At 52.8% G+C, this 23,441-nt stretch carries 20 protein-coding genes and 2 tRNA genes; 19 read left to right on the plus strand and 3 right to left on the minus strand.

The features are described from left to right. The first annotated feature begins 213 nt into the window (after window positions 1-213). Window positions 214-1,389: an Obg family GTPase CgtA gene (cgtA, locus tag DZE2538_RS02960; RefSeq protein WP_019843793.1), complete on the plus strand. Its 1,176-nt coding sequence runs from the start codon at window positions 214-216 to the stop codon at window positions 1,387-1,389. A 99-nt stretch (window positions 1,390-1,488) separates the two neighbouring features. Here cgtA and dacB read toward each other — a convergent pair whose 3' ends face one another. Beyond that, window positions 1,489-2,922 (minus strand): serine-type D-Ala-D-Ala carboxypeptidase, encoded by a 1,434-nt coding sequence (gene dacB / locus DZE2538_RS02965; RefSeq protein WP_038913138.1) that lies wholly within the window; start codon window positions 2,920-2,922, stop codon window positions 1,489-1,491. Between the two features lie 264 nt (window positions 2,923-3,186). Here dacB and greA point away from each other — a divergent pair, with 264 nt between their 5' ends. Continuing rightward, complete coding sequence (gene greA / locus DZE2538_RS02970) at window positions 3,187-3,663, plus strand: transcription elongation factor GreA (RefSeq protein WP_019843796.1); 477 nt, start codon at window positions 3,187-3,189, stop codon at window positions 3,661-3,663. A gap of 125 nt (window positions 3,664-3,788) precedes the next feature. Here the strand turns inward: greA and yhbY are convergent, their stop codons facing one another. Next, entirely contained in the window at window positions 3,789-4,082 is a 294-nt protein-coding gene (gene yhbY, locus DZE2538_RS02975) for a ribosome assembly RNA-binding protein YhbY (protein WP_012771131.1), read from the minus strand. Between the two features lie 158 nt (window positions 4,083-4,240). Between yhbY and rlmE the strand changes: the two genes are divergently transcribed. The 17 genes from rlmE (at window position 4,241) to DZE2538_RS03055 (ending at window position 22,292) form a co-directional block, all read left to right on the plus strand. Then, complete coding sequence (rlmE, locus tag DZE2538_RS02980) at window positions 4,241-4,870, plus strand: 23S rRNA (uridine(2552)-2'-O)-methyltransferase RlmE (protein ID WP_012883334.1); 630 nt, start codon at window positions 4,241-4,243, stop codon at window positions 4,868-4,870. A 47-nt stretch (window positions 4,871-4,917) separates the two neighbouring features. Continuing rightward, the gene (gene ftsH / locus DZE2538_RS02985; protein WP_012883335.1) at window positions 4,918-6,870 is read left to right on the plus strand and encodes an ATP-dependent zinc metalloprotease FtsH; all 1,953 of its coding nucleotides are present in this window, start codon (window positions 4,918-4,920) and stop codon (window positions 6,868-6,870) included. A 113-nt stretch (window positions 6,871-6,983) separates the two neighbouring features. Continuing rightward, window positions 6,984-7,817, plus strand: coding sequence for a dihydropteroate synthase (gene folP / locus DZE2538_RS02990; protein WP_023638899.1), 834 nt, complete (start codon window positions 6,984-6,986; stop codon window positions 7,815-7,817). A gap of 8 nt (window positions 7,818-7,825) precedes the next feature. Next, window positions 7,826-9,163, plus strand: coding sequence for a phosphoglucosamine mutase (gene glmM, locus DZE2538_RS02995; RefSeq protein WP_038915553.1), 1,338 nt, complete (start codon window positions 7,826-7,828; stop codon window positions 9,161-9,163). Between the two features lie 294 nt (window positions 9,164-9,457). Continuing rightward, complete coding sequence (secG, locus tag DZE2538_RS03000) at window positions 9,458-9,793, plus strand: preprotein translocase subunit SecG (protein ID WP_012883338.1); 336 nt, start codon at window positions 9,458-9,460, stop codon at window positions 9,791-9,793. A 50-nt stretch (window positions 9,794-9,843) separates the two neighbouring features. Further along, window positions 9,844-9,930 (plus strand) — tRNA-Leu (locus tag DZE2538_RS03005). A 59-nt stretch (window positions 9,931-9,989) separates the two neighbouring features. After that, window positions 9,990-10,066 (plus strand) — tRNA-Met (locus DZE2538_RS03010). A gap of 218 nt (window positions 10,067-10,284) precedes the next feature. Continuing rightward, window positions 10,285-10,737: a ribosome maturation factor RimP gene (gene rimP / locus DZE2538_RS03015; protein WP_026357807.1), complete on the plus strand. Its 453-nt coding sequence runs from the start codon at window positions 10,285-10,287 to the stop codon at window positions 10,735-10,737. A gap of 21 nt (window positions 10,738-10,758) precedes the next feature. Further along, window positions 10,759-12,249 carry a transcription termination factor NusA gene (nusA, locus tag DZE2538_RS03020; protein ID WP_019843800.1) on the plus strand — a complete coding sequence of 497 codons (1,491 nt, stop codon included), beginning with the start codon at window positions 10,759-10,761 and terminating at the stop codon, window positions 12,247-12,249. 25 nt (window positions 12,250-12,274) lie between these two features. Continuing rightward, on the plus strand, window positions 12,275-14,992 hold the full coding sequence (gene infB, locus DZE2538_RS03025; protein ID WP_038915554.1) for a translation initiation factor IF-2: 2,718 nt from the start codon (window positions 12,275-12,277) through the stop codon (window positions 14,990-14,992). Between the two features lie 74 nt (window positions 14,993-15,066). Beyond that, the gene (gene rbfA / locus DZE2538_RS03030; protein ID WP_019843801.1) at window positions 15,067-15,468 is read left to right on the plus strand and encodes a 30S ribosome-binding factor RbfA; all 402 of its coding nucleotides are present in this window, start codon (window positions 15,067-15,069) and stop codon (window positions 15,466-15,468) included. Next, the gene (gene truB, locus DZE2538_RS03035) at window positions 15,468-16,424 is read left to right on the plus strand and encodes a tRNA pseudouridine(55) synthase TruB (RefSeq protein ID WP_038915555.1); all 957 of its coding nucleotides are present in this window, start codon (window positions 15,468-15,470) and stop codon (window positions 16,422-16,424) included. The genes rbfA and truB overlap by 1 nt, the downstream gene beginning before the upstream one ends. 107 nt (window positions 16,425-16,531) lie before the next feature. After that, complete coding sequence (gene rpsO, locus DZE2538_RS03040) at window positions 16,532-16,801, plus strand: 30S ribosomal protein S15 (protein ID WP_012771120.1); 270 nt, start codon at window positions 16,532-16,534, stop codon at window positions 16,799-16,801. A 300-nt stretch (window positions 16,802-17,101) separates the two neighbouring features. Next, complete coding sequence (gene pnp, locus DZE2538_RS03045) at window positions 17,102-19,222, plus strand: polyribonucleotide nucleotidyltransferase (RefSeq protein WP_038913144.1); 2,121 nt, start codon at window positions 17,102-17,104, stop codon at window positions 19,220-19,222. Window positions 19,223-19,349: 127 nt separating this feature from the next. After that, on the plus strand, window positions 19,350-20,234 hold the full coding sequence (nlpI, locus tag DZE2538_RS03050) for a lipoprotein NlpI (protein WP_019843804.1): 885 nt from the start codon (window positions 19,350-19,352) through the stop codon (window positions 20,232-20,234). A 108-nt stretch (window positions 20,235-20,342) separates the two neighbouring features. Then, window positions 20,343-20,402, plus strand: coding sequence for a protein YrbN (gene yrbN, locus DZE2538_RS21420; RefSeq protein WP_107760761.1), 60 nt, complete (start codon window positions 20,343-20,345; stop codon window positions 20,400-20,402). Between the two features lie 12 nt (window positions 20,403-20,414). Further along, window positions 20,415-22,292, plus strand: coding sequence for a DEAD/DEAH family ATP-dependent RNA helicase (locus DZE2538_RS03055; RefSeq protein ID WP_023638902.1), 1,878 nt, complete (start codon window positions 20,415-20,417; stop codon window positions 22,290-22,292). A gap of 82 nt (window positions 22,293-22,374) precedes the next feature. On the opposite strand, the gene DZE2538_RS03060 is transcribed toward DZE2538_RS03055, so the two are convergent. Next, entirely contained in the window at window positions 22,375-23,394 is a 1,020-nt protein-coding gene (locus DZE2538_RS03060; RefSeq protein ID WP_038915556.1) for a luciferase-like monooxygenase, read from the minus strand. Between the last annotated feature and the right edge of the window lie 47 nt (window positions 23,395-23,441).

A 23,441-nucleotide genomic window follows, 5' to 3' on the forward strand; every position in this document is an offset into this window, starting at 1 on the left:
GTGGGCTGATTATTTTTAATACAGGTGAAATCCTTTCGCCAAGCAGGTACAATCAGCGCCCTTTTATCGAAACAGTTCTGATGCGTCGGTTTTTCAGTGGCAGGTGACATACTGTGGTTATCTGTCATCAACCCAATTCGTTGAGCCAAAGAGAACCAATAAATTATTCAAACGCGTCGGTCATTCTCTATTGGTTTTTTGCGGAGATAGTTCATGAAGTTTGTAGATGAAGCCACTATTTTGGTTGTGGCGGGTGACGGTGGCAACGGCTGTGTCAGCTTCCGCCGTGAAAAATATATTCCAAACGGTGGGCCTGACGGTGGTGACGGCGGTGACGGCGGTGACGTCTACCTGCTGGCGGATGAAAACCTCAACACCCTGATTGACTATCGTTTTGAGAAAAGTTTCCGTGCAGAGCGTGGCCAGAACGGTCAGAGCCGTGATTGTACTGGTAAGCGCGGTAAAGACATCACCATCAAAGTGCCGGTTGGTACGCGTGTGTTGGATAAAAGCACGGGCGAAGTACTGGGCGATATGACCCGTAATCAGCAGAAATTGATGGTTGCGAAAGGCGGATGGCACGGGCTGGGTAACTCCCGCTTTAAATCTTCCGTCAACCGTGCGCCTCGCCAGAAAACCAATGGTACGCCGGGTGAAGAGCGTGAGTTGTTGCTGGAGTTGCTGTTGCTGGCGGATGTTGGCATGCTGGGGTTACCGAATGCAGGCAAGTCGACCTTTATCCGTGCGGTGTCAGCGGCCAAACCGAAGGTAGCCGATTATCCGTTTACAACGCTGGTGCCGAGTCTGGGCGTTGTGCGTATGGATAGCGAGAAAAGCTTTGTCGTGGCGGATATCCCTGGGCTTATCGAAGGGGCATCTGAAGGTGCCGGGCTCGGGATCCGTTTCCTGAAGCATCTGGAACGTTGTCGTGTGCTATTGCATCTGATCGATCTGGCGCCGATCGATGAATCCGATCCGATTGAAAATGCCAAAGTGATCGTCAATGAGTTGCAGCAATATAGTGCGTCTCTGGCAGAAAAACCGCGCTGGCTGGTATTTAACAAAGTCGACTTGCTGGAGAAAGGCGAGGCGGAAAGCCGTGCGAAGGCAATTGCTACAGCGCTGGGCTGGGAAGGCAAATATTATCTGATTTCAGCGGCTAACCGTGAAGGGGTGAATGCCCTGTGCTGGGATGTGATGAACTTCCTGGAGACTCAGCCGAAAGCCATGGCTGAAGTCGAAAGCAAGGCACCTGAAAAAGTCGATTTCATGTGGGATGACTATCACCGTGAGCAGTTGGAAGCGGCTCAGGCAGAAGCGGAAGAAGAGTGGGATGACGATTGGGATGAGGATGACGACGAAGGCGTCGAAATCGTTTATCAGCGTTAATACCGCGACGACCATCAGGTCGGTAGTCGAAAGATTTGCTTGTTAGTTGTACATGTTTCCCCTATCTGCATACCGCAGATAGGGGATTTTTTTGTCTGGTTAATTGTTTTGGTTGATGTCTTTGTAAAGACGACTTTCAAAACGGACCAGCGGAATACGTCGCTCTTTTTGATCTTCCGGTGGTACGGCATAGCCTGAAAGATACTGCACGAAAGCCATGCGCTGACCACTGGCGGTGGTAATAAATCCTGCCAGATTGTATACGCCCTGAAGAGAACCGGTTTTAGCTGAGACTTTGCCATCAAGTCCAGCTTCGTGTAGACCCGCCCGATAGCGTAACGTGCCGTCATAACCAGCCAGCGGCAGCATCTTGATGTAATTCAGTTCATTATCGTGTTGGGCGATGTATTGCAACACCTGCATCATGGTCGCAGGGGCGATCAGGTTGTGTCGCGAAAGTCCTGAGCCATCAACGATAATGGTGTTGCCAAGATCAACACCCGCTTTCTGACGCAGGATTTGACGCACGGCATCGGCTCCGGCACGCCAGGTCCCGGGTACTTTGAAGCGCTCATGCCCGATGGTGCGAAATACGGTATCGGCAATCATGTTGTCCGATTTCTTTAGCATGGTGGTCAGCAGTTCATGCAGCGGTTCTGATTCGGTTTGTGCCAGCACTGTACCGGGGGTACCCGGTAATGTCTGGCGCCGTAGGTTCCCATCGACACGAATATCGGCCTGCTCCAGTTCATCTTTTACGATAGCCCCGGCATAGCTGGCACCATCCTGAATCGCGAACGCCAAGGGTAAGGGTTCTGCCCGTTGTGTCAGGCAACCCGTGAGGGTGTATCGGTTGAGTTCGCCCGGCACGACATCCAGTTCGCAATACTGGGCATCAGGCGAGCCTTTTGGCAGTGTGCGTACTTCACTGAACATGTGCACCGGATAATAAGACGCCACTCGGATAAAGGCGTTGTCACCGGCTTTCGGCGCACTATAAAGTGAAATAGAGAAGCAGTTTTTATCGACAATGGCCGCGGCGGGCGGTGCACTGAAGCATTGGGTCAGATCGTTCCAGGGCCAGCCGGGGGCTTTATCGTGGCTGGCGAACACGGATGTGTCGATGAAGACGTCACCACTGATTTCCTTGATTCCCCGCTTTTTCAGTTCCTGTACCATATTGCGAATCTGCTGGCGCTTCAGTGTTGGGTCACCGCTAAAGCGCACTGTCAGATTGCCACGTAATACCCCGCCGGTGAGGGCACCGTTGCTTTCTATCGTTGTGACAAAGCGGTAATTAGGCCCCAACTGTAGCAATGCCGCCAGCGCCGTAATGACTTTCTGTGTACTGGCGGGTAACGCCATCTGTTGGCTGTGGTAATCGAGCGTTGGCGTCGTGGCACCGATTTTTTGCACCACCAGCGCCAGATTGGCCCCATCTGGCAGGTATTTGGTGTACTCATCCATGGCGGCAGCGTTGGCATGCAGGGCAACTGCACAGGTAAAACCGGTCAGAATCGATAAAAAACGCATAATCTCAATCAAGTACAGGGTAACGTGGTGGTCATACTACGGCGCATCAAGGGATAAAGTAAACGATGACCCTGGTGGAACTCTGGGGTAAAATGCGTATCAAAATGCAAAAACGCGTCTGGCCTGGAAGTGATGTTCCGGGCGAGGCAGTTTTTGTTTAAATTGTCAGGTGCACTGGCATGGAAACATTCCGTCGCAGGTGATTTTATCGCGTCAGGATGACGGTAACGTGAGCCGTACGGATTTTTTAGAGGTAGTGACGATATGAAACAATTTCCGATGACGTTGCGTGGTGCTGAAAAGTTACGCGAAGAGCTGGACTTCCTGAAGTCGGTGCGTCGGCCTGAAATTATCGCTGCGATCGCTGAGGCGCGTGAACATGGCGATTTGAAGGAAAACGCGGAATACCATGCGGCCCGTGAGCAGCAAGGGTTCTGTGAAGGCCGGATTCAGGAAATTGAGGCCAAGCTGTCTAATGCTCAGGTCATCGATGTCACCAAAATGGCGGCCAATGGTCGCGTGATCTTTGGTGCTACGGTGACGGTCATGAACCTGGATACGGAAGAAGAGCAAACTTACCGTATCGTGGGTGACGATGAGGCTGATTTCAAACAGAACCTGATTTCTGTGAATTCGCCGATTGCCCGTGGCCTGATTGGCAAAGAAGAAGATGATGTGGTGACGATCAGCACGCCGGGTGGCGTGGTGGAGTACGAAATTCTGAAGGTTGAATACCTCTGATAACGGTGAGCAAACAAGACGCCAGTCTGGATTGTAAAGAAAGGAAAAAGGCCGATATCGGCCTTTTTTCTCACCAGCGGGTCATGGAACCTTGCGGTGAAACAAGGTAACCTGAACCGAAAATGTTAACGAGGCAACACAATCTTGCGCTCTTTTGACGCACGATAGAGCACCAGAGTGTGGCCGATGACCTGAACGTTGCTGGCGCCGGTTTCACGCAGAATGGCATCGACAATCAACCCTTTGGTTTCACGATCTTCGGTAGCGATTTTCACCTTGATCAGTTCGTGATGCTCCAGAGCCTGTTCGATTTCAGCCAGTACACCTTCGGTGAGGCCGTTGTTGCCCAGCATGACGACTGGTTTTAACGGATGAGCCAGGCCTTTCAGGTGCTGTTTTTGTTTGTTACTCAGATTCATTGTCTTTTTTGCTTAGGTTAGGATTGAAAACGGACCATTCTACCGCCATCTCATGATTATCACCAATCCGGCTATACTGATTGGCTATCGTTGAGCGCTGTTGTCCGCTGCTGGCATCTTAATTAACACTAGTTAGAAAAATCATAGTTGGAAAATCGATGGCTAACAAAAAGCGTTCTGCAAGTTCCAGTCGCTGGTTGCAGGAACACTTTAGCGATAAATATGTACAGCAGGCGCAGAAAAAGGGGCTTCGCTCGCGCGCTTGGTTTAAACTTGATGAAATACAGCAAACGGACAAGCTGTTTAAACCCGGTATGACCGTGGTAGATCTGGGGGCGGCGCCAGGCGGATGGTCGCAGTATGTCGTCAGTCAGATCGGTGGAAAAGGGCGCATTATCGCGTGTGATCTTTTACCGATGGATCCTATTGTCGGAGTCGATTTCCTTCAAGGGGACTTTCGTGATGAATTAGTGCTCAAAACCCTGTTGGAACGGGTTGGGGACGAAAAGGTTCAGGTGGTGATGTCTGACATGGCCCCGAACATGAGCGGTACGCCGGCGGTAGATATTCCCCGGGCGATGTATCTGGTTGAACTTGCATTGGATATGTGCCGGGATATATTAGCACCAGGTGGTAGTTTCGTAGTGAAAGTATTTCAGGGCGTGGGCTTCGATGAGTACCTACGCGAGATTCGCTCCCTGTTTACGACGGTAAAGATTCGTAAGCCAGATGCCTCCCGAGCCAGGTCCCGTGAGGTGTACATTGTAGCGACAGGCCGTAAACTATAGTACCCTGACGCTATTCTTTAACACAGATGTAATATGAGGTTAATCCCTTGAGTGACATGGCGAAAAACCTGATTCTCTGGTTGGTCATCGCAGTTGTGCTGATGTCCGTATTCCAGAGCTTTGGGCCCAGCGAGTCGAATGGCCGTAGGGTGGATTATTCAACCTTTTTGACTGAAGTGAATCAGGATCAGGTCCGTGAAGCGCGCATCAATGGGCGCGAGATCAATGTTGTCAAAAAAGACAGCAGCCGTTACACCACGTACATCCCTGTCAACGATCCTAAACTGCTGGATAACCTTCTGACCAAAAACGTAAAAGTGGTTGGTGAGCCGCCGGAAGAACCGAGCCTGTTAGCGTCGATCTTCATCTCCTGGTTCCCCATGCTGTTGCTGATTGGCGTCTGGATTTTCTTTATGCGCCAGATGCAGGGCGGAGGTGGCAAAGGTGCCATGTCGTTCGGTAAAAGCAAGGCACGGATGCTGACTGAAGATCAGATTAAAACCACGTTCGCCGATGTGGCGGGCTGTGATGAAGCCAAAGAAGAAGTTGCCGAGCTGGTCGAATACCTGCGCGAACCAAGCCGTTTTCAAAAGCTGGGCGGTAAAATTCCGAAAGGCGTACTGATGGTTGGCCCGCCGGGGACCGGTAAAACCTTGCTGGCGAAAGCCATTGCGGGTGAAGCCAAGGTGCCATTTTTCACCATTTCGGGTTCCGACTTTGTGGAAATGTTCGTCGGTGTCGGTGCTTCGCGCGTAAGAGACATGTTTGAACAGGCCAAGAAAGCCGCGCCTTGTATCATCTTTATCGATGAGATCGACGCTGTGGGCCGTCAGCGTGGTGCAGGTTTGGGTGGTGGTCACGATGAACGTGAACAAACGCTGAACCAGATGCTGGTTGAAATGGATGGTTTCGAAGGTAACGAAGGTATTATCGTTATCGCCGCGACTAACCGTCCTGACGTACTGGACCCGGCGTTGTTGCGTCCCGGCCGTTTTGACCGTCAGGTTGTGGTCGGCTTGCCGGATGTGCGTGGCCGCGAACAGATTCTGAAGGTTCATATGCGTCGTGTGCCGCTGTCGCCAGACATCGATGCTTCCGTTATCGCTCGCGGTACGCCGGGTTTCTCCGGTGCCGATCTGGCCAACCTGGTCAATGAGGCAGCATTGTTTGCCGCTCGTGGCAACCGTCGTGTGGTGTCTATGGTGGAATTCGAAAAAGCCAAGGACAAAATCATGATGGGGGCGGAACGCCGCTCTATGGTCATGACCGAAGCGCAAAAAGAATCCACGGCGTATCACGAAGCTGGGCATGCCATTATCGGGCGTCTGGTGCCTGAGCATGATCCGGTACACAAAGTGACAATTATTCCGCGTGGCCGTGCGCTAGGGGTGACGTTCTTCCTGCCAGAAGGCGATGCTATCAGCGCCAGCCGTCAGAAACTGGAAAGTCAGATTTCTACACTGTACGGCGGTCGTCTGGCTGAAGAGATCATCTATGGGCCGGAACATGTTTCTACCGGTGCGTCCAACGATATTAAAGTGGCGACGTCTATTGCGCGTAACATGGTAACGCAGTGGGGCTTCTCTGAAAAACTGGGGCCATTGCTGTACGCGGAAGAGGAAGGCGAAGTGTTCCTCGGCCGTTCTGTTGCTAAAGCCAAGCACATGTCGGATGAAACCGCACGCATCATCGATCAGGAAGTGAAGGCGTTGATCGAACGTAACTATCAGCGTGCCCGTGAGTTGCTGATGGCTAATATGGACGTCCTGCACTCAATGAAAGACGCATTGATGAAGTATGAAACTATCGATGCGCCGCAAATTGACGATCTGATGTCTCGCAAGGATGTTCGCCCACCGGCTGGTTGGGAAGATCCGACACCGGGTAATAACTCTTCCTCGTCTGATAATGGCGGTACACCTAAAGCGCCGACAACGGCGGATGAACCCCATACTCCAACGTCGGGCAATACGATGTCTGGGCCGTTGAACGACAAGTAAGACAAATATGGTGTGACAGTCCTCATCTGGGCTGCCAATTCCCTCAAACCCCGGCTTGCCGGGGTTTTTTACTCCAGAAGGGCGCACTGACCAAACGCACTGAGATACAGAACATGAAATTGAACGCGCGCGGATTAACGCTAGATCTCTCCTGTCCCCAGGTTATGGGGATCCTGAATGTCACCCCTGATTCCTTTTCTGATGGCGGTAAGCACAATACTCTAAACGCTGCACTGATCCATGCTGAGCAGATGATCTCCGCGGGTGCGACTTTCATCGATGTTGGTGGTGAGTCTACCCGCCCTGGCGCTGATGAAGTCAGCACACAAGAGGAGTTGGATCGCGTTGTGCCAGTGGTGGAAGCGCTGGCCCAACGTTTTGAAACCTGGATTTCAGTCGATACGTCTAAACCGGAAGTGATCACTGCCAGTGCACAGGCGGGTGCCCATCTGATTAATGACATTCGGGCGCTCAGAGAGCCAGGGGCGCTGGAGGCTGCGGTAGCCACAGGTTTGCCTGTGTGCCTGATGCATATGCAAGGGTTACCAAAAACCATGCAACACACGCCGCATTATGATGATGTTGTGGGTGAGGTTATGGAATTTTTTGAGCATCATATTGCCCGCTGTACCGCTGCTGGCATGCCACGCGAACAGTTATTGCTGGATCCCGGGTTCGGGTTCGGCAAGAATTTGCAGCACAATTATCGACTGCTGGGACGTCTGGAAGACTTACACCAATTTGGCTTACCGCTATTAGTTGGCATGTCCAGAAAGACCATGATTGGGCAACTGCTGGGTGTCCCGCCGCTTGAGCGGGTTTACGGGAGTGTGGCGTGTGCGGTGATTGCCGCCATGAAAGGCGCCCATATTATCCGCGTCCATGATGTGAAAGCGACGGTGGATGCGATACGTGTAGTCGAAGCAACTCTATCAGCGAAGGAATAACAACAAATATGAGTAGCCGCAAATATTTTGGCACCGATGGTATTCGGGGCAAGGTGGGCGACCTGCCGATTACACCCGATTTCGTACTGAAATTGGGTTGGGCTGCCGGTAAGGTACTGGCACGTCACGGCTCCAGAAAGATCATTATCGGCAAGGATACCCGTATCTCGGGTTATATGTTGGAGTCTGCGCTCGAAGCTGGTTTGGCTGCCGCAGGGCTGTCAGCATCATTCACCGGCCCGATGCCAACCCCTGCCGTGGCGTATCTTACCCGGACTTTCCGCGCAGAGGCTGGCATCGTTATTTCAGCGTCCCATAACCCTTACTACGATAACGGCATCAAGTTCTTTTCGATTGACGGCACCAAGTTGCCGGACGAAGTAGAAGAGGCGATCGAGGCGGAAATGGAAAAACCGCTGACTTGCGTAGAATCCGCCGAATTGGGTCGGGCAAGCCGTATCGTCGATGCTGCTGGGCGGTATATTGAGTTCTGTAAAAGTACGTTTCCGAGTGAACTGAGTCTTAATGGCCTCAAAATCGTGGTGGATTGTGCGAATGGCGCGACCTATCACATTGCGCCCAGCGTATTGCGAGAGTTAGGTGCCAAGGTGATCGCGATTGGGTGTGAGCCTGATGGGGTGAACATCAATGAGCAGTGTGGCGCGACCGATGTGACCCAACTTCAGGAACGCGTACTGTCTGAAAAGGCTGATGTGGGTCTGGCGTTTGATGGTGACGGTGATCGTCTGATTATGGTTGATCACCAGGGTAACAAAGTGGATGGCGACCAGATCCTCTATATTATTGCGCGTGAAGCGTTGCGTCAGGGCCAGCTCCGTGGTGGTGCGGTCGGCACGCTGATGAGTAACATGGGGCTTGAGGTAGCGCTAAAACAGCTTGGTGTGCCGTTTGCCCGCGCTAAAGTGGGTGACCGCTATGTTCTGGAACTGATGCAGTCAAAAGGCTGGCGGCTGGGGGCGGAGAATTCAGGCCACGTTATCCTGCTGGATAAAACGACGACGGGTGATGGAGTTATCGCAGGCTTGCAGGTGCTGACGGCGATGGTTCGCAACCACATGAGCTTGCATGACCTGTGCAGCGGTATGAAACTATTCCCGCAAATACTGGTGAATGTTCACTTTTCCGGTGAGGGTGACCCGTTGGAAAGCGATGCGGTGAAACAGGCGACTCAGGATGTGGAAACACAACTGGCAGGCCGTGGCCGGGTGTTGCTGCGTAAGTCGGGTACGGAACCGCTAATCCGTGTGATGGTGGAAGGGGAAGATGAGGCGACCGTGACACAGATGGCAAACCACATTGCGGATGCAGTAAAAGCCGCAGGCTAAACGGTAACGCGACAGACTGAAATGGTGGCAAGGGGCGGATACCCTTGCCGCCACTCTGGCAAATGTGTGAACCACTGAGTAATCAGTATTTTCCAGTCTTTTTCTCCAAGGCGCTGTTTTTTTCCTCAATCGGTTAATGGGCGCCAAATTACCCTTGCGTACATCCGAGGCTTTAGTTAGTATTCAGACCCGCTTTATAGGGGATGCTGCTCATCCTGTTGCGGATAGTCGCGGGTGAACCGCAAGAATTAGCGATGCCTTGCCGAATGGTGAGGATACATAACGGGTACAACTATGTACGAAGCTCTTCTGATAATTTTCCTGCTGGTAGCAATTGGCCTTGTTGGTCTTATCATGCTGCAGCAAGGTAAAGGTGCAGATATGGGAGCGTCGTTCGGAGCAGGTGCTTCCGCTACGCTGTTTGGTTCTAGCGGTTCCGGCAATTTCATGACCCGAATGACGGCGCTGTTTGCCACGCTGTTTTTCGTACTCAGTCTGATTCTGGGTAATATGAGTTCTGACCACAGCAAAAAAAGCAGTGGCTGGGATAACCTGAGTCAGCCGGCAGCTGCTGAAAAAGCAGACCAGCCTAAAGCACCAGCTGCACCGTCGAGCGATATTCCTAAATAATCGCAGACGTTTCATCAACGAAAATGTTGATGATAAAAACAAATTGTGATGCCGAGGTGGTGGAATTGGTAGACACGCTACCTTGAGGTGGTAGTGCCCGATTGGGCTTACGGGTTCAAGTCCCGTCCTCGGTACCAATCCTATAGATAACTTGCATTTTAGCGGTTGTCAGCGTAGTATTTGCCACGTTTTCGGACGCGGGGTGGAGCAGCTTGGTAGCTCGTCGGGCTCATAACCCGAAGGTCGTCGGTTCAAATCCGGCCCCCGCAACCACTTAACTTCCCAGAAAAGTTTTTTTTCAAATAAACTGTTTTGCATCAAACGTATTGTTTACGGTGAATTTTGAAAGAATACTTGATGGTAGTTATACCGCAGCAGTTTGCGGTAAATAGGGTCCAGTTGCATAAAGCCCCGATATATCGGGGTTTTTTGTTATCTGACAGCAGAATTACTGGGCTATTAAGCCCTTTTTTTATGTCTTGGGGGTGGGCTTGTCCACATTAGAACAAAAGTTAACAGAGATGATTTCGGCACCTGTTGAAGCCCTGGGCTATGAGCTGGTGGGCATTGAGTTCATCCGGGGACGCCAGTCGACACTGCGTATCTATATTGATAGTGAAGATGGTATCACTGTTGATGATTGTGCTGATGTTAGCCACCAGGTCAGTGCGGTATTGGATGTTGAGGATCCCATATCCGTTGCCTATAACCTGGAAGTGTCGTCACCGGGCCTGGACCGGCCGCTTTTTACTGCTGCACATTACGCGCATTTTGTGGGTGAAGAGGTGAGTCTGGTACTGCGCATGGCGGTTCAGAATCGCCGTAAGTGGCAAGGTATTATCAAGTCTGTCGAAGGTGAGATGATTACCGTAACAGTGGAAGGCAAAGATGAAGTGTTCGCGCTGAGCAATATCCAGAAGGCGAACCTGGTACCCCACTTTTAAAGTTTGGATGAGGCAACTAGGATGAATAAAGAGATTCTGGCTGTTGTTGAAGCGGTTTCCAATGAAAAAGCCGTGCCGCGCGAAAAGATTTTTGAAGCGCTGGAGACTGCGCTGGCGACAGCGACCAAGAAAAAATACGAGCAGGAAATTGATGTTCGTGTTTGCATCGACCGTAAAACCGGCGATTTCGATACTTTCCGCCGTTGGCTGGTCGTCAACGAAGTGACCCAGCCAACACGTGAAATCACGCTGGAAGCGGCGCAATTCGAAGAACCAAGTATTGATCTGGGTGGTTACATCGAAGATCAGATCGAATCCGTGACTTTCGACCGCATCACCACGCAGACCGCTAAGCAAGTTATCGTACAGAAAGTGCGTGAAGCTGAGCGTGCGATGGTGGTTGATCAGTTCCGTGAGCAGGAAGGCGAAATTGTTACCGGTGTAGTGAAGAAAGTGAACCGCGATAACATCACGCTGGATTTGGGCAGTAATGCTGAAGCGGTGATCGGTCGTGAAGATATGCTGCCGCGTGAAAACTTCCGCCCAGGTGACCGTATTCGCGGTGTATTGTACGCCGTTCGTCCGGAAGCGCGTGGCGCGCAGTTGTTTGTGAGCCGTTCCCGCCCTGAAATGCTGATTGAACTGTTTCGCATCGAAGTGCCGGAAATCGGTGAAGAAGTCATTGAAATCAAAGCCGCTGCCCGCGACCCGGGTTCCCGCGCTAAAATCGCGGTTAAAACCAACGACAAGCGTATCGACCCGGTCGGTGCGTGCGTAGGGATGCGTGGTGCGCGTGTTCAGGCCGTATCCAGCGAACTGGGCGGCGAGCGTATCGACATAGTCCTGTGGGATGACAATCCGGCACAGTTCGTGATTAATGCTATGGCACCGGCTGATGTGGCATCCATTGTGGTTGATGAAGACAAACACACCATGGATATCGCGGTTGAGGCGGGTAACCTGGCTCAGGCTATCGGCCGTAACGGTCAGAACGTGCGTCTGGCTTCCCAACTGAGTGGCTGGGAACTGAACGTGATGACCATTGAGGACTTGCAGGCCAAACATCAGGCCGAAGCCCATGCTGCTATCGATATTTTCACCAAACATCTGGATATCGACGAAGAGTTCGCCACCGCACTGGTTGAAGAAGGCTTCTCTTCACTAGAAGAGCTGGCTTATGTCCCCATGCATGAGCTGCAGGAAATCGATGGATTAGATGAAGAAACCATCGAAGCATTGCGTGAACGTGCGAAAGCGGCGCTGACTACACTGGCTCTGGCGAATGAAGAGAACCGTGGCAACGGTCAGCCGGCAGAAGATTTGCTCAATTTATCTGGTCTGTCCCGTGAGCTGGCGTTTAAACTAGCAGCTCGTGGTGTTTGCACGCTGGAAGATCTTGCTGAGCAGGGCGTCGATGACCTGGCAGATATCGAAGGGCTTAATGAAGAACAAGCCGGTGAGCTGATTATGGCCGCACGTAATATCTGTTGGTTTGGTGGCAGTAACGAATAACGAACTGTAGCAGGAAAGGAACAGCATGACAGATGTAACCCTAAAATCACTGGCCGCAGAGATCCAGACGCCGGTTGACCGCCTGATACAGCAGTTTGCTGATGCGGGAATCACCAAATCTGCGTCGGACTCTGTGACTCAGAACGAAAAAGAAACACTACTGGCGCATCTGAACCGTGATCGCGGTGCTGCGCCAGGGAAATTAACGTTGCAGCGTAAGACACGTAGCACGTTAAATATTCCCAGCACCGGTGGTAAGAGCAAATCGGTGCAGATCGAAGTCCGCAAGAAGCGCACCTATGTAAAACGCGATCCTCACGAAGAGCAGCAAGCTGCAGCTGAGGAAGAGCAGGCACGGCGTGAAGCGGAAGAACAGGCACAGCGCGCTGCTGAGGAACAAGCCAAACGTGAGGCTGAAGAAAAAGCCAAACGTGAGGAAGAAGAGAAGGCAAAACGCGCCGTTGCTGAAGAGCAAGCCAAACGTGAGGCCGCCGAAAAAGCTAAGCGTGACGTAGCGGAAAAAGAGAAAGTGAGCAATCAACAAAACGATAGTATGACTAAACCAGCTCAGGCTGAGAAAGCGCGTCGCGAAGCGGAAGCGGCTGAGCTCAAGCGTAAGGCGGAAGAAGCGGCTCGTCGTAAAGTCGAGGAAGAAGCTCGTCGTATCGCTGAAGAAGCGCGCCGGATGGCAGAAGAAAATGCCGGACGCTGGGAAAAAGAAGGCAGCGAAGTTACCGAAGACGCCGATTACCACGTAACCACCTCTCATCACGCGCGTGAAGCGGAAGATGAGAACGATCGTCAGGTCGAAGGTGGTCGCGGTCGCGGTCGCAGCAGCAAAGTAACCAAACAGAAGAAAGGCAATCGCCTGTCTGAGTCGAAAGCTGACCGTGAAGAAGCCCGTGCGGTGACTCGCGGCGGTAAAGGTAAACGTAAGCCGAGTACGCTGCAGCAAGGCTTTAATAAGCCTGTGCAGGCGGTCAACCGTGATGTGGTGATTGGCGAAACCATTACCGTTGCCGAGCTGGCCAACAAAATGGCGGTCAAAGGTTCTCAGGTCATCAAAACGATGATGAAACTGGGGGCGATGGCAACCATCAACCAGGTTATCGATCAGGAAACAGCTCAGCTGGTCGCGGAAGAAATGGGTCACAAAGTGATCCTGCGCCGTGAAAACGAGCTGGAAGAAGCGGTAATGAGCGACCGTGATACCGGTCTGTCCTCCGAATCCGAATCACGTGCGCCGGTGGTCACCATCATGGGTCACGTTGACCATGGTAAGACGTCATTGCTGGACTACATTCGTTCAACCAAAGTGGCGGCAGGCGAAGCGGGTGGTATTACCCAGCATATCGGTGCTTACCACGTTGAAACGGATAACGGCATGATTACCTTCCTGGATACCCCGGGGCATGCGGCGTTTACCGCCATGCGTGCTCGTGGTGCTCAGGCGACCGATATCGTGGTTCTGGTAGTTGCTGCTGATGACGGCGTGATGCCGCAGACGATTGAAGCTATTCAGCACGCCAAAGCGGCCAAAGTGCCGGTGGTTGTGGCTGTTAACAAAATCGATAAACCGGAAGCTGATCCGGATCGCGTTAAAAACGAACTCTCTCAGTACGGTATTATGCCGGAAGAGTGGGGTGGCGAGTCCCAATTTGTACATGTTTCTGCCAAGAGTGGCGAAGGCATCGACGAACTGCTGGAAGCTATCCTGCTGCAGGCTGAAGTACTGGAACTGAAAGCTATTCACAGCGGTATGGCCAGTGGTGTGGTCATCGAATCCTTCCTGGACAAAGGCCGTGGCCCGGTGGCTACCGTGCTGGTTCGCGAAGGGACGTTGAACAAGGGCGACATCGTACTGTGTGGTTTTGAATACGGTCGTGTTCGTGCCATGCGTGACGAGCTGGGGCGCGAAATTACTGAAGCAGGTCCGTCTATTCCGGTAGAGATTCTGGGTCTGTCCGGTGTACCGGCTGCGGGTGACGAAGCGACTGTAGTCCGCGACGAGAAGAAAGCACGTGAAGTTGCGCTTTATCGTCAGGGTAAATTCCGCGAAGTGAAACTGGCGCGTCAGCAGAAGTCCAAGCTGGAAAATATGTTCGCCAACATGAACGAAGGCGAAGTATCCGAACTGAACATCGTAATGAAAGCCGATGTTCAGGGCTCTGTGGAAGCCATTTCCGATTCGTTGCAGAAGCTGTCTACCGACGAAGTCAAAGTCAAGATTGTGGGCTCCGGCGTGGGTGGGATCACCGAAACCGATGCCACACTGGCTGCTGCGTCCAACGCGATTATCCTTGGCTTTAACGTCCGTGCGGATGCCTCTGCCCGTCGTATCGTTGAAGCAGAAAGCCTGGATCTGCGTTACTACTCCGTTATCTATGATCTGATCGACGAAGTGAAACAGGCAATGAGCGGTATGCTGGCGCCGGAATACAAGCAGGAAATTATCGGTCTGGCGGAAGTGCGCGATGTGTTCAAATCACCGAAGTTCGGCGCGATTGCTGGCTGTATGGTGACCGAAGGGGTGGTGAAACGTCACAACCCGATTCGCGTGCTGCGTGACAACGTGGTTATCTTTGAAGGTGAGCTGGAATCCCTGCGTCGCTTCAAGGATGACGTCAACGAAGTCCGTAATGGCATGGAATGTGGTATCGGCGTGAAGAACTACAACGATGTTCGCACCGGTGACATGATCGAAGTATTTGAAATTATTGAGATCAAACGCACCATCGAGTGATACGTGCAACAACGTACCTGATGTTTTCATGCTGGGGGGCCGAGTGCCCCCCAATTTTTCTTTGAGGATTCATCATGGCAAAAGAATTCAGCCGCACGCAGCGTGTGGCGCAGGAAATGCAAAAAGAAATCGCCATTATTATTCAGCGTGAAGTGAAAGATCCGCGTGTAGGTATGGCAACAGTATCTGGCGTAGAAGTGTCACGCGATTTGGCTTACGCCAAAGTATTTGTGACCTTTTTGAATGACAACGAGCCGGAGCAGGTTAAAGTCGGGGTGAAGGCATTACAGGATGCATCCGGTTTTATCCGTATGCTGCTGGGTAAGGCAATGCGTCTGCGCGTCGTGCCTGAACTGACCTTCTCCTATGACAACTCTCTGGTTGAAGGGATGCGGATGTCCAATCTGGTGACCCGCGTGGTTAAACGCGATGCCGAGCGTCGTACATCTGACACAGATGATGAGCAGGAGGCGTAATGTCGCGTCCTCGCCGTCGTGGTCGTGATATCCACGGCGTTCTGCTGCTGGATAAACCGCAAGGGGCGTCATCTAACGATGTCCTGCAGAAGGTAAAACGTCTCTTCAATGCTAACAAAGCCGGGCATACGGGCGCACTGGATCCACTGGCGACCGGTATGCTGCCGATATGTCTGGGTGAAGCGACCAAATTTTCCCAATACCTGCTGGATGCAGATAAGCGTTACCGGGTGATAGCCCGTCTGGGGCAACGGACCGACACGTCGGATGCCGACGGTAACATTATCGAGGAACGCTCCGTCACATTCACGCATGATGCGTTAATGCTGGCGTTGGACAGCTTTCGCGGCGATACCCAGCAGGTACCGTCGATGTATTCTGCTCTGAAATACCAAGGCCGCCCGCTCTACGAGTACGCCCGTCAGGGGCTGGTTGTGCCGCGGGAAGCGCGTGATATCACCGTCTATGAGTTGCAGTTTATCCGCTGGGAAGCCGATGAGCTGGAACTGGAAATCCACTGCTCCAAGGGAACGTACATCCGTACCATCATTGATGATCTGGGTGAGAAGCTGGGGTGTGGCGCTCATGTGATGTATCTGCGTCGTTTGCAGGTGGCGACGTATCCTACTGAACGTATGGTCACGCTGGAGCAATTACAGGCATTGCGTGAACAGGCAGAAGCACAAGAACAACCGATTGGTGACTTGCTGGATGTACTGCTGTTGCCGATGGATACCGCTGTGCAGGCATTTCCTGAGGTGAATCTGTCACCGGTAGTGGCGGGTTACCTTAAACTGGGGCAGGCCGTGCGTGCTACCGCTGTGCCGACAGATGGCATGGTGCGTATCACTGAGGGTGACGAACGTCGCTTTATCGGTATGGGCGAAATCGATGATGAAGGGCGAGTGGCGCCGCGTCGTCTGGTAGTAGAAAACCCTGAGCCGACGGGTGTCTGAGCGCCTTGCGATTATATAGCGCTAAGAGTAAAATAGTGCGGCTTAAATCTTGGGCAGCTGAATTAGAGATCGGCGCCCGTTCTATCTATAATATTTTGGAGTAAATCATGTCTCTAAGCGTTGAAGCAAAAGCGAAAATCGTTGCGGAATTTGGTCGTGGCACGAATGACAGCGGTTCTACCGAAGTCCAGGTTGCTCTGCTGACTGCGCAGATTAATCATCTGCAGGGTCACTTTGCTGAGCACAAGAAAGATCACCACAGCCGCCGCGGTCTGCTGCGTATGGTTTCTCAGCGTCGTAAGCTGCTGGACTACCTGAAGCGTAAAGATCTGGCACGCTACACCACCCTGATTGAACGTCTGGGTCTGCGTCGCTAATTCGACGAGTTTCAGGAGAAAGGGGCCTCTTTGGGCCCCTTTCTTCTAGGAAGTACCAGCAAAACAGAGTAATGTATTGCTGTTGTGAATAGGATCCGTAATTACAGCGATTCGCGCGGCTAATGAGAGGCTTTATTTATTTCTGTTGCTATACGTGGTGCATGAGAAATAGCTGCATCGAGAATAGCTTTATCAGAATAAAGTCTGTCATTAGTCGCGAGGATGTAATGAGCGGATCGAGTATTTAACTGGTGCGCCATATCAGGGATATGGTGTGCGCCTCTGGTAAAGGATAGTATTTTGCTAAATCCGATCGTTCGTAAATTCCAGTACGGCCAACATACCGTAACGCTGGAAACCGGCATGATGGCCCGTCAGGCCACCGCTGCTGTTATGGTTAGCATGGATGACACCGCAGTATTTGTAACTGTTGTGGGTGCCAAACACGCTAAACCGGGGCAGGACTTTTTCCCGCTGACTGTTAACTATCAAGAGCGTACTTACGCTGCGGGTCGTATTCCCGGTGGTTTCTTCCGCCGTGAAGGCCGCCCGAGCGAAGGCGAAACGCTGATCTCCCGTTTGATTGACCGCCCGATTCGTCCGCTGTTCCCAGATGGTTTCGTTAACGAAGTCCAGGTTATTGCCACTGTGGTTTCCGTGAATCCGCAGGTTAACCCGGATATCGTTGCCATGATCGGTGCTTCTGCAGCGCTGAGTCTGTCGGGTATCCCGTTCAATGGCCCGATTGGTGCCGCTCGCGTTGGTTACATCAACGATCAGTACGTGCTGAACCCGACGACTGAAGAGCTGAAAACCAGCCGCCTGGACCTGGTAGTAGCAGGTACCGAAGGCGCGGTGCTGATGGTGGAATCCGAAGCAGACCTGCTGAGCGAAGATCAAATGCTGGGTGCGGTGGTATTCGGTCATGATCAACAACAGATTGTTATCGAAAACATCAAGTCGCTGACGGCAGAAGCTGGCAAACCGAAGTGGAACTGGCAGGCACCGGACGTGAACGTCGAACTGCACAACCGTGTACAGGCGCTGTCTGAAGCTCGTCTGGGCGACGCTTATCGCATCACTGAAAAACAGGAACGCTACGCGCAGGTTGATACCATCAAAGCTGACGTGATTGCGGCCCTGCTGGCAGAAGATGAAACGCTGGACGAAAACGAACTGCGTGACATCCTCGGCAGCATCGAGAAGAACGTGGTACGTAGCCGTGTGCTGCGTGGCGAACCGCGTATCGACGGTCGCGAAAAAGATATGATCCGTGGTCTGGATGTACGGACTGGCGTGCTGCCGCGTACTCACGGCTCCGCGCTGTTCACCCGTGGTGAAACTCAGGCGTTGGTTACCGCGACGCTGGGTACTGAGCGTGATGCACAAACCATTGATGAGTTGACCGGTGAGCGTACCGATCGCTTCCTGCTGCACTACAACTTCCCTCCGTACTCCGTGGGTGAAACCGGTATGGTTGGGTCGCCGAAACGCCGCGAAATCGGTCACGGTCGTCTGGCTAAACGTGGTGTACTGGCGGTTATGCCGAAACCGGAAGCCTTCCCGTACACCGTACGTGTTGTGTCTGAAATTACCGAATCCAACGGTTCTTCTTCCATGGCTTCCGTCTGTGGCGCTTCTCTGGCGCTGATGGATGCAGGCGTGCCGATTAAAGCGGCTGTTGCCGGTATCGCGATGGGTCTGGTGAAGGAAGGCGAGAACTACGTTGTTCTGTCTGATATTCTGGGTGACGAAGACCACCTGGGCGATATGGACTTCAAAGTAGCCGGTAGCCGCGAAGGCGTGACCGCGTTGCAGATGGACATCAAAATCGAAGGTATCACCCGCGAAATCATGCAGGTGGCGCTGAATCAGGCCAAGGGTGCGCGTTTGCACATTCTGGGTGTGATGGAACAGGCTATCAGCACGCCGCGTGGCGATATCTCCGAATTCGCACCGCGTATTCACACCATCAAGATCAGCACTGACAAGATCAAAGATGTGATCGGTAAAGGCGGTTCTGTTATCCGTGCGCTGACTGAAGAAACCGGTACGACTATCGAGATCGAAGATGACGGTACGGTGAAGATCGCCTCGACCGACGGCGAAAAAGCCAAACACGCGATTCGTCGTATCGAAGAGATCACGGCTGAAATCGAAGTGGGCCGTATCTATCAGGGTAAAGTGACTCGTATCGTTGACTTTGGTGCGTTTGTTGCCATCGGTGGCGGTAAAGAAGGTCTGGTACATATTTCTCAGATCGCCGACAAGCGTGTTGAGAAAGTGACCGACTATCTGCAGATGGGCCAGGAAGTACCGGTCAAGGTACTGGAAGTGGACCGTCAGGGTCGTATCCGTTTGAGCATAAAAGAAGCAACGGCTCAACCTCAGGAAACTACACCGGTTTCCGAGGCAGAATAATAACGGATAATCGATTGGCAGCTCCTTACAGTGTGAAGGAGCTGCGTGTATTATAAGGAACGGATATCCTTATGCTGAGCAGTCGGGGACAGGATGTTCATCAAATGTTTGTCTTCGGGAGTGGGAAATGAAGCCTTTCTTGCGCTGGTGTTATGTTGCGACAGCAATTATGCTGGCAGGATGCAGCAACACGGATTGGCGCAAAGATGCATTGCTGGCGGTTCCGTTGCAGCCTACGTTGCAGCAGGAAGTCATTCTGGCGCGCATGGAGCAAATCCTGGCGAGCCGGGCAATTACTCCCGATGAGCGAGCACAGCTGTTATATGAGCGCGGAGTGCTGTATGATAGCCTCGGGTTACGGGCGTTGGCGCGAAATGATTTTTCACAAGCGCTTTCTATCCGTCCCGATATGCCGGAGGTATTTAACTATCTCGGCATTTACTTGACGCAGGCAGGCAATTTTGATGCTGCCTATGAAGCGTTTGATTCTGTATTAGAGCTTGATCCAACTTACAATTATGCGCGTTTGAATCGGGGCATCGCTTTGTACTACGGCGGTCGCTACCAGTTGGCGCAGGATGATCTGCTAGCGTTTTATCGCGACGATCCTAATGATCCTTTCCGTTCCCTGTGGCTTTATCTGGTGGAGAGAGAAATCAATCCCGAGAAGGCCAAACTGGCGTTGAAAGAACGCTACGAGGGTGCAAAGAAAGGTGTGTGGGGATGGACGATTGTCGAATTCTACCTGGGCAACATCAGCGAAAAAGCGCTGATGCAGCGTGTACAGGAAGAAGCTAAGGATAACACTTCGCTCGCCGAGCATCTCAGTGAAACTGACTTCTATTTAGGTAAGCACTACCTAAGTCTGGGGGACAAGAACACCGCCGAGGCGTTGTTCAAGCTGACGGTTGCTAACAATGTTCACAATTTTGTTGAGCACCGCTATGCATTGTTGGAATTGGCGCAGTTAGGCCAAGAGCAAGACGACCTATCAGGATCGGACCAGCAATAGCTGACGAACACCTTTCAGCCAGAGATCATGACGATTTCTTCATCGCCTTAACGGGCGAGGCTTTTTTGTTCGCTTTTTAATCCAATTTGAGCCGGTTCACACTTTTCAATGAAAATGATTGAGTATTTTCTCGACAAGTTATGTAGACTGGCCGCCATTTTGAAGTGAGGCAAAGTTTACATGGCAGAGTTTGAAACCTCTTTTGCTAGCTTGGGGCTGTCTGCTCCTATTCTGAATGCACTGTCTGAGATGGGGTATGAAAAACCGTCCCCGATTCAGGCGGAATGTATTCCTCATCTGCTCAACGGGCGCGACGTACTGGGTATGGCGCAGACCGGGAGCGGCAAGACCGCGGCATTTTCCCTGCCGCTGCTGAACAATATCAAGGCTGATCTGAAAGCACCGCAGTTGCTGGTGCTGGCACCGACCCGTGAACTGGCGGTGCAGGTTGCAGAAGCCTGTAACGAATTTTCCAAACACATGCAGGGCGTCAATGTGGTCGCACTGTATGGTGGCCAGCGTTATGACGTGCAGTTGCGTGCGTTGCGTCAGGGGCCGCAGGTGGTTGTCGGTACGCCGGGACGTCTGCTGGATCACCTGAAACGCGGTACGCTGGACCTGTCCAACCTGAGTGGTTTGGTGCTGGACGAAGCCGACGAAATGCTGCGCATGGGCTTCATCGAAGATGTAGAAAACATCATGGCGCAGATCCCGGCTGAGCATCAGACGGCGTTGTTCTCCGCTACTATGCCGGAAGCGATTCGCCGTATTACTCGTCGCTTTATGAATGATCCGCAGGAAGTGCGTATTCAGTCCAGCGTGACCACGCGTCCGGATATCAGCCAGAGCTACTGGACGGTATATGGCATGCGTAAAAACGAAGCGCTGATCCGTTTCCTGGAAGCCGAAGACTTTGATGCCGCGATCATTTTCGTGCGTACCAAAAACGCTACGCTGGAAGTGGCCGAAGCGCTGGAGCGCAGTGGCTATAACAGCGCCGCGCTGAACGGTGACATGAATCAGGCGCTGCGTGAGCAAACGCTGGAGCGTCTGAAAGACGGTCGTCTGGATATCCTGATTGCGACTGACGTTGCTGCACGTGGTCTGGATGTTGATCGTATCAGCCTGGTGGTGAACTACGATATCCCGATGGATTCCGAATCCTACGTACACCGTATCGGCCGTACTGGCCGTGCCGGTCGTGCTGGTCGTGCGCTGTTGTTCGTGGAAAACCGCGAGCGTCGCCTGCTGCGTAATATCGAACGCATCATGAAGCTGACGATCCCGGAAGTTGAATTGCCGAACGCCGAACTGCTTGGTCAGCGCCGTCTGGCGAAATTCGCCGCCAAAGTGCAGCAGCAACTGGAAAGCAGCGATCTGGACATGTACCGTGCGCTGCTTGGCAAACTGCAACCGCAGGAAGAGCTGGATATCGAAACACTGGCCGCCGCACTGTTGAAGATGGCGCAGGGTGAACGTCCGCTGATTCTGCCGCCGGATCCGGTGGTTGAGCGCCGTCCGCGTCGCGAATTCCGCGATCGTGATGAGCGTTTCGAACGCCGTGGTGAGCGCAACGATCGTGCTCCGCGTGGTGATGAACGCCCGGCTCGTCGTGAACGTCGTGACGTCGGTGAAATGGATCTGTACCGGATCGAAGTGGGCCGTGACGATGGCGTAGAAGTACGTCATATCGTAGGCGCGATTGCTAACGAAGGCGATATCAGCAGCCGTTACATCGGTAACATCAAACTGTTTGCTTCGCACTCCACTATCGAGCTGCCGAAAGGTATGCCGGGAGACCTGCTGTCGCACTTTACCCGTACGCGTATTCTGAACAAGCCGATGAATATGCAACTGATGGGTGAGGCTCAGCCGCATGAACGCCGTGAGCGCCGTGATGGTGGTGAGCGTGGCGAACGTGGTGCCCGTGGATTTGGCGATCGTACCGGTGGCGGTCGTGGCCGTCCGTTTAACGGTGAACGTCGTGAAGGCGGCGAGCGTCGTGGTAACGGTAACCGCGATAGTCAGCGTGCACCGCGTCGTTTCAACGATGCCTGATAATATCCGTTGCTGATAACCTCAGTGATTGATGTGAAAAACCAGCCTTCGGGCTGGTTTTTTTATGGCATCAATCTGACGGTTACTGGATGCGTGCTTCCCGCACCATATCCGGTTGCAGTTGCGCGACCAGCTCAAAGGAGCGCAGCCGTGCCTGATGATCGAAGATTTGGCCGTTGATCATCAGCTCGTCCGCCTGGGTTTCCCGCAGCAAGGTTTGCAGGCCGCGACGCACTTTAGCGGTATCACCCACGATAGCCAGCCGCAATGTCTGCTCAACAGCAAATTGCTCGGCAGCGGACCAGTGTGTTTCCATCGACGCTACCGGTGCGGGCAGCGGTCCCGGCGTACCACGCCGCAGGTTGATAAACTGCTGCTGTAATGACGTAAACAGGAAACGGGCGTCACGGTCGCTATCGGCGGCGACAACATTCACGCACACCATCGCGTACGGTTTTTCCAGTTGGGCCGAAGGGCGGAAAGTGTCACGATAAAGCTGCAAGGCCTGTAACAGCATATCCGGTGCAAAATGGGCGGCGAAGGCAAACGGTAACCCCATTGAGGCCGCTAACTGGGCGCTGTACAGGCTGGAACCTAATAGCCAGATGGGAATGTTCAGCCCTTGTCCCGGTACTGCCTGCACGGGTTGGCCCGGATGAGCTGGGGCGAAGTAGCGTTGAAGTTCCTGCACGTCGTGGGGAAAATCATCAATGTCGGCATTCAGGTGGCGGCGTAACGCCTGCATGGTGCGGTGATCGGTACCCGGTGCACGCCCCAGACCGAGTTCAATACGGCCAGGATAGAGCGATTCGAGCGTGCCGAACTGTTCGGCTATCACCAGCGGTGCATGATTGGGCAGCATCACACCACCGGAACCCAGCCGGATGTGCTGTGTTCCTGCGGCAAGGTAACCGATCAACACCGAGGTGGCCGCGCTGGCGATACCGGTCATGTTGTGGTGTTCCGCCAGCCAATAGCGCTGATACCCCCACTTTTCCGCATGTTGCGCCAAATCCAGAGAATGGTGGAACGCATCACGGGCGGTATTGCCCTGCGGGATGGGAGCCAGATCGAGTAGCGAGAAAGGAACGGTAGCGGTCATAAGCGTCACTCGTCAGGTTGAGGGGCTGACGCATCAGCCCAAATAAA

This window comes from Dickeya zeae NCPPB 2538 (genome assembly GCF_000406165.1).
GTDB classification, from domain to species: domain Bacteria; phylum Pseudomonadota; class Gammaproteobacteria; order Enterobacterales; family Enterobacteriaceae; genus Dickeya; species Dickeya zeae.

Excerpts from the sequence above, each read along its gene's own strand:
- cgtA (WP_019843793.1), top strand. The coding sequence starts at position 214 with ATGAAGTTTGTAGATGAAGCCACTATTTTGGTTGTGGCGGGTGACGGT.
- dacB (WP_038913138.1), bottom strand. The coding sequence starts at position 2,922 with ATGCGTTTTTTATCGATTCTGACCGGTTTTACCTGTGCAGTTGCCCTG.
- greA (WP_019843796.1), top strand. The coding sequence starts at position 3,187 with ATGAAACAATTTCCGATGACGTTGCGTGGTGCTGAAAAGTTACGCGAA.
- yhbY (WP_012771131.1), bottom strand. The coding sequence starts at position 4,082 with ATGAATCTGAGTAACAAACAAAAACAGCACCTGAAAGGCCTGGCTCAT.
- rlmE (WP_012883334.1), top strand. The coding sequence starts at position 4,241 with ATGGCTAACAAAAAGCGTTCTGCAAGTTCCAGTCGCTGGTTGCAGGAA.
- folP (WP_023638899.1), top strand. The coding sequence starts at position 6,984 with ATGAAATTGAACGCGCGCGGATTAACGCTAGATCTCTCCTGTCCCCAG.
- glmM (WP_038915553.1), top strand. The coding sequence starts at position 7,826 with ATGAGTAGCCGCAAATATTTTGGCACCGATGGTATTCGGGGCAAGGTG.
- secG (WP_012883338.1), top strand. The coding sequence starts at position 9,458 with ATGTACGAAGCTCTTCTGATAATTTTCCTGCTGGTAGCAATTGGCCTT.
- nusA (WP_019843800.1), top strand. The coding sequence starts at position 10,759 with ATGAATAAAGAGATTCTGGCTGTTGTTGAAGCGGTTTCCAATGAAAAA.
- infB (WP_038915554.1), top strand. The coding sequence starts at position 12,275 with ATGACAGATGTAACCCTAAAATCACTGGCCGCAGAGATCCAGACGCCG.
- rbfA (WP_019843801.1), top strand. The coding sequence starts at position 15,067 with ATGGCAAAAGAATTCAGCCGCACGCAGCGTGTGGCGCAGGAAATGCAA.
- truB (WP_038915555.1), top strand. The coding sequence starts at position 15,468 with ATGTCGCGTCCTCGCCGTCGTGGTCGTGATATCCACGGCGTTCTGCTG.
- rpsO (WP_012771120.1), top strand. The coding sequence starts at position 16,532 with ATGTCTCTAAGCGTTGAAGCAAAAGCGAAAATCGTTGCGGAATTTGGT.
- nlpI (WP_019843804.1), top strand. The coding sequence starts at position 19,350 with ATGAAGCCTTTCTTGCGCTGGTGTTATGTTGCGACAGCAATTATGCTG.
- DZE2538_RS03055 (WP_023638902.1), top strand. The coding sequence starts at position 20,415 with ATGGCAGAGTTTGAAACCTCTTTTGCTAGCTTGGGGCTGTCTGCTCCT.
- DZE2538_RS03060 (WP_038915556.1), bottom strand. The coding sequence starts at position 23,394 with ATGACCGCTACCGTTCCTTTCTCGCTACTCGATCTGGCTCCCATCCCG.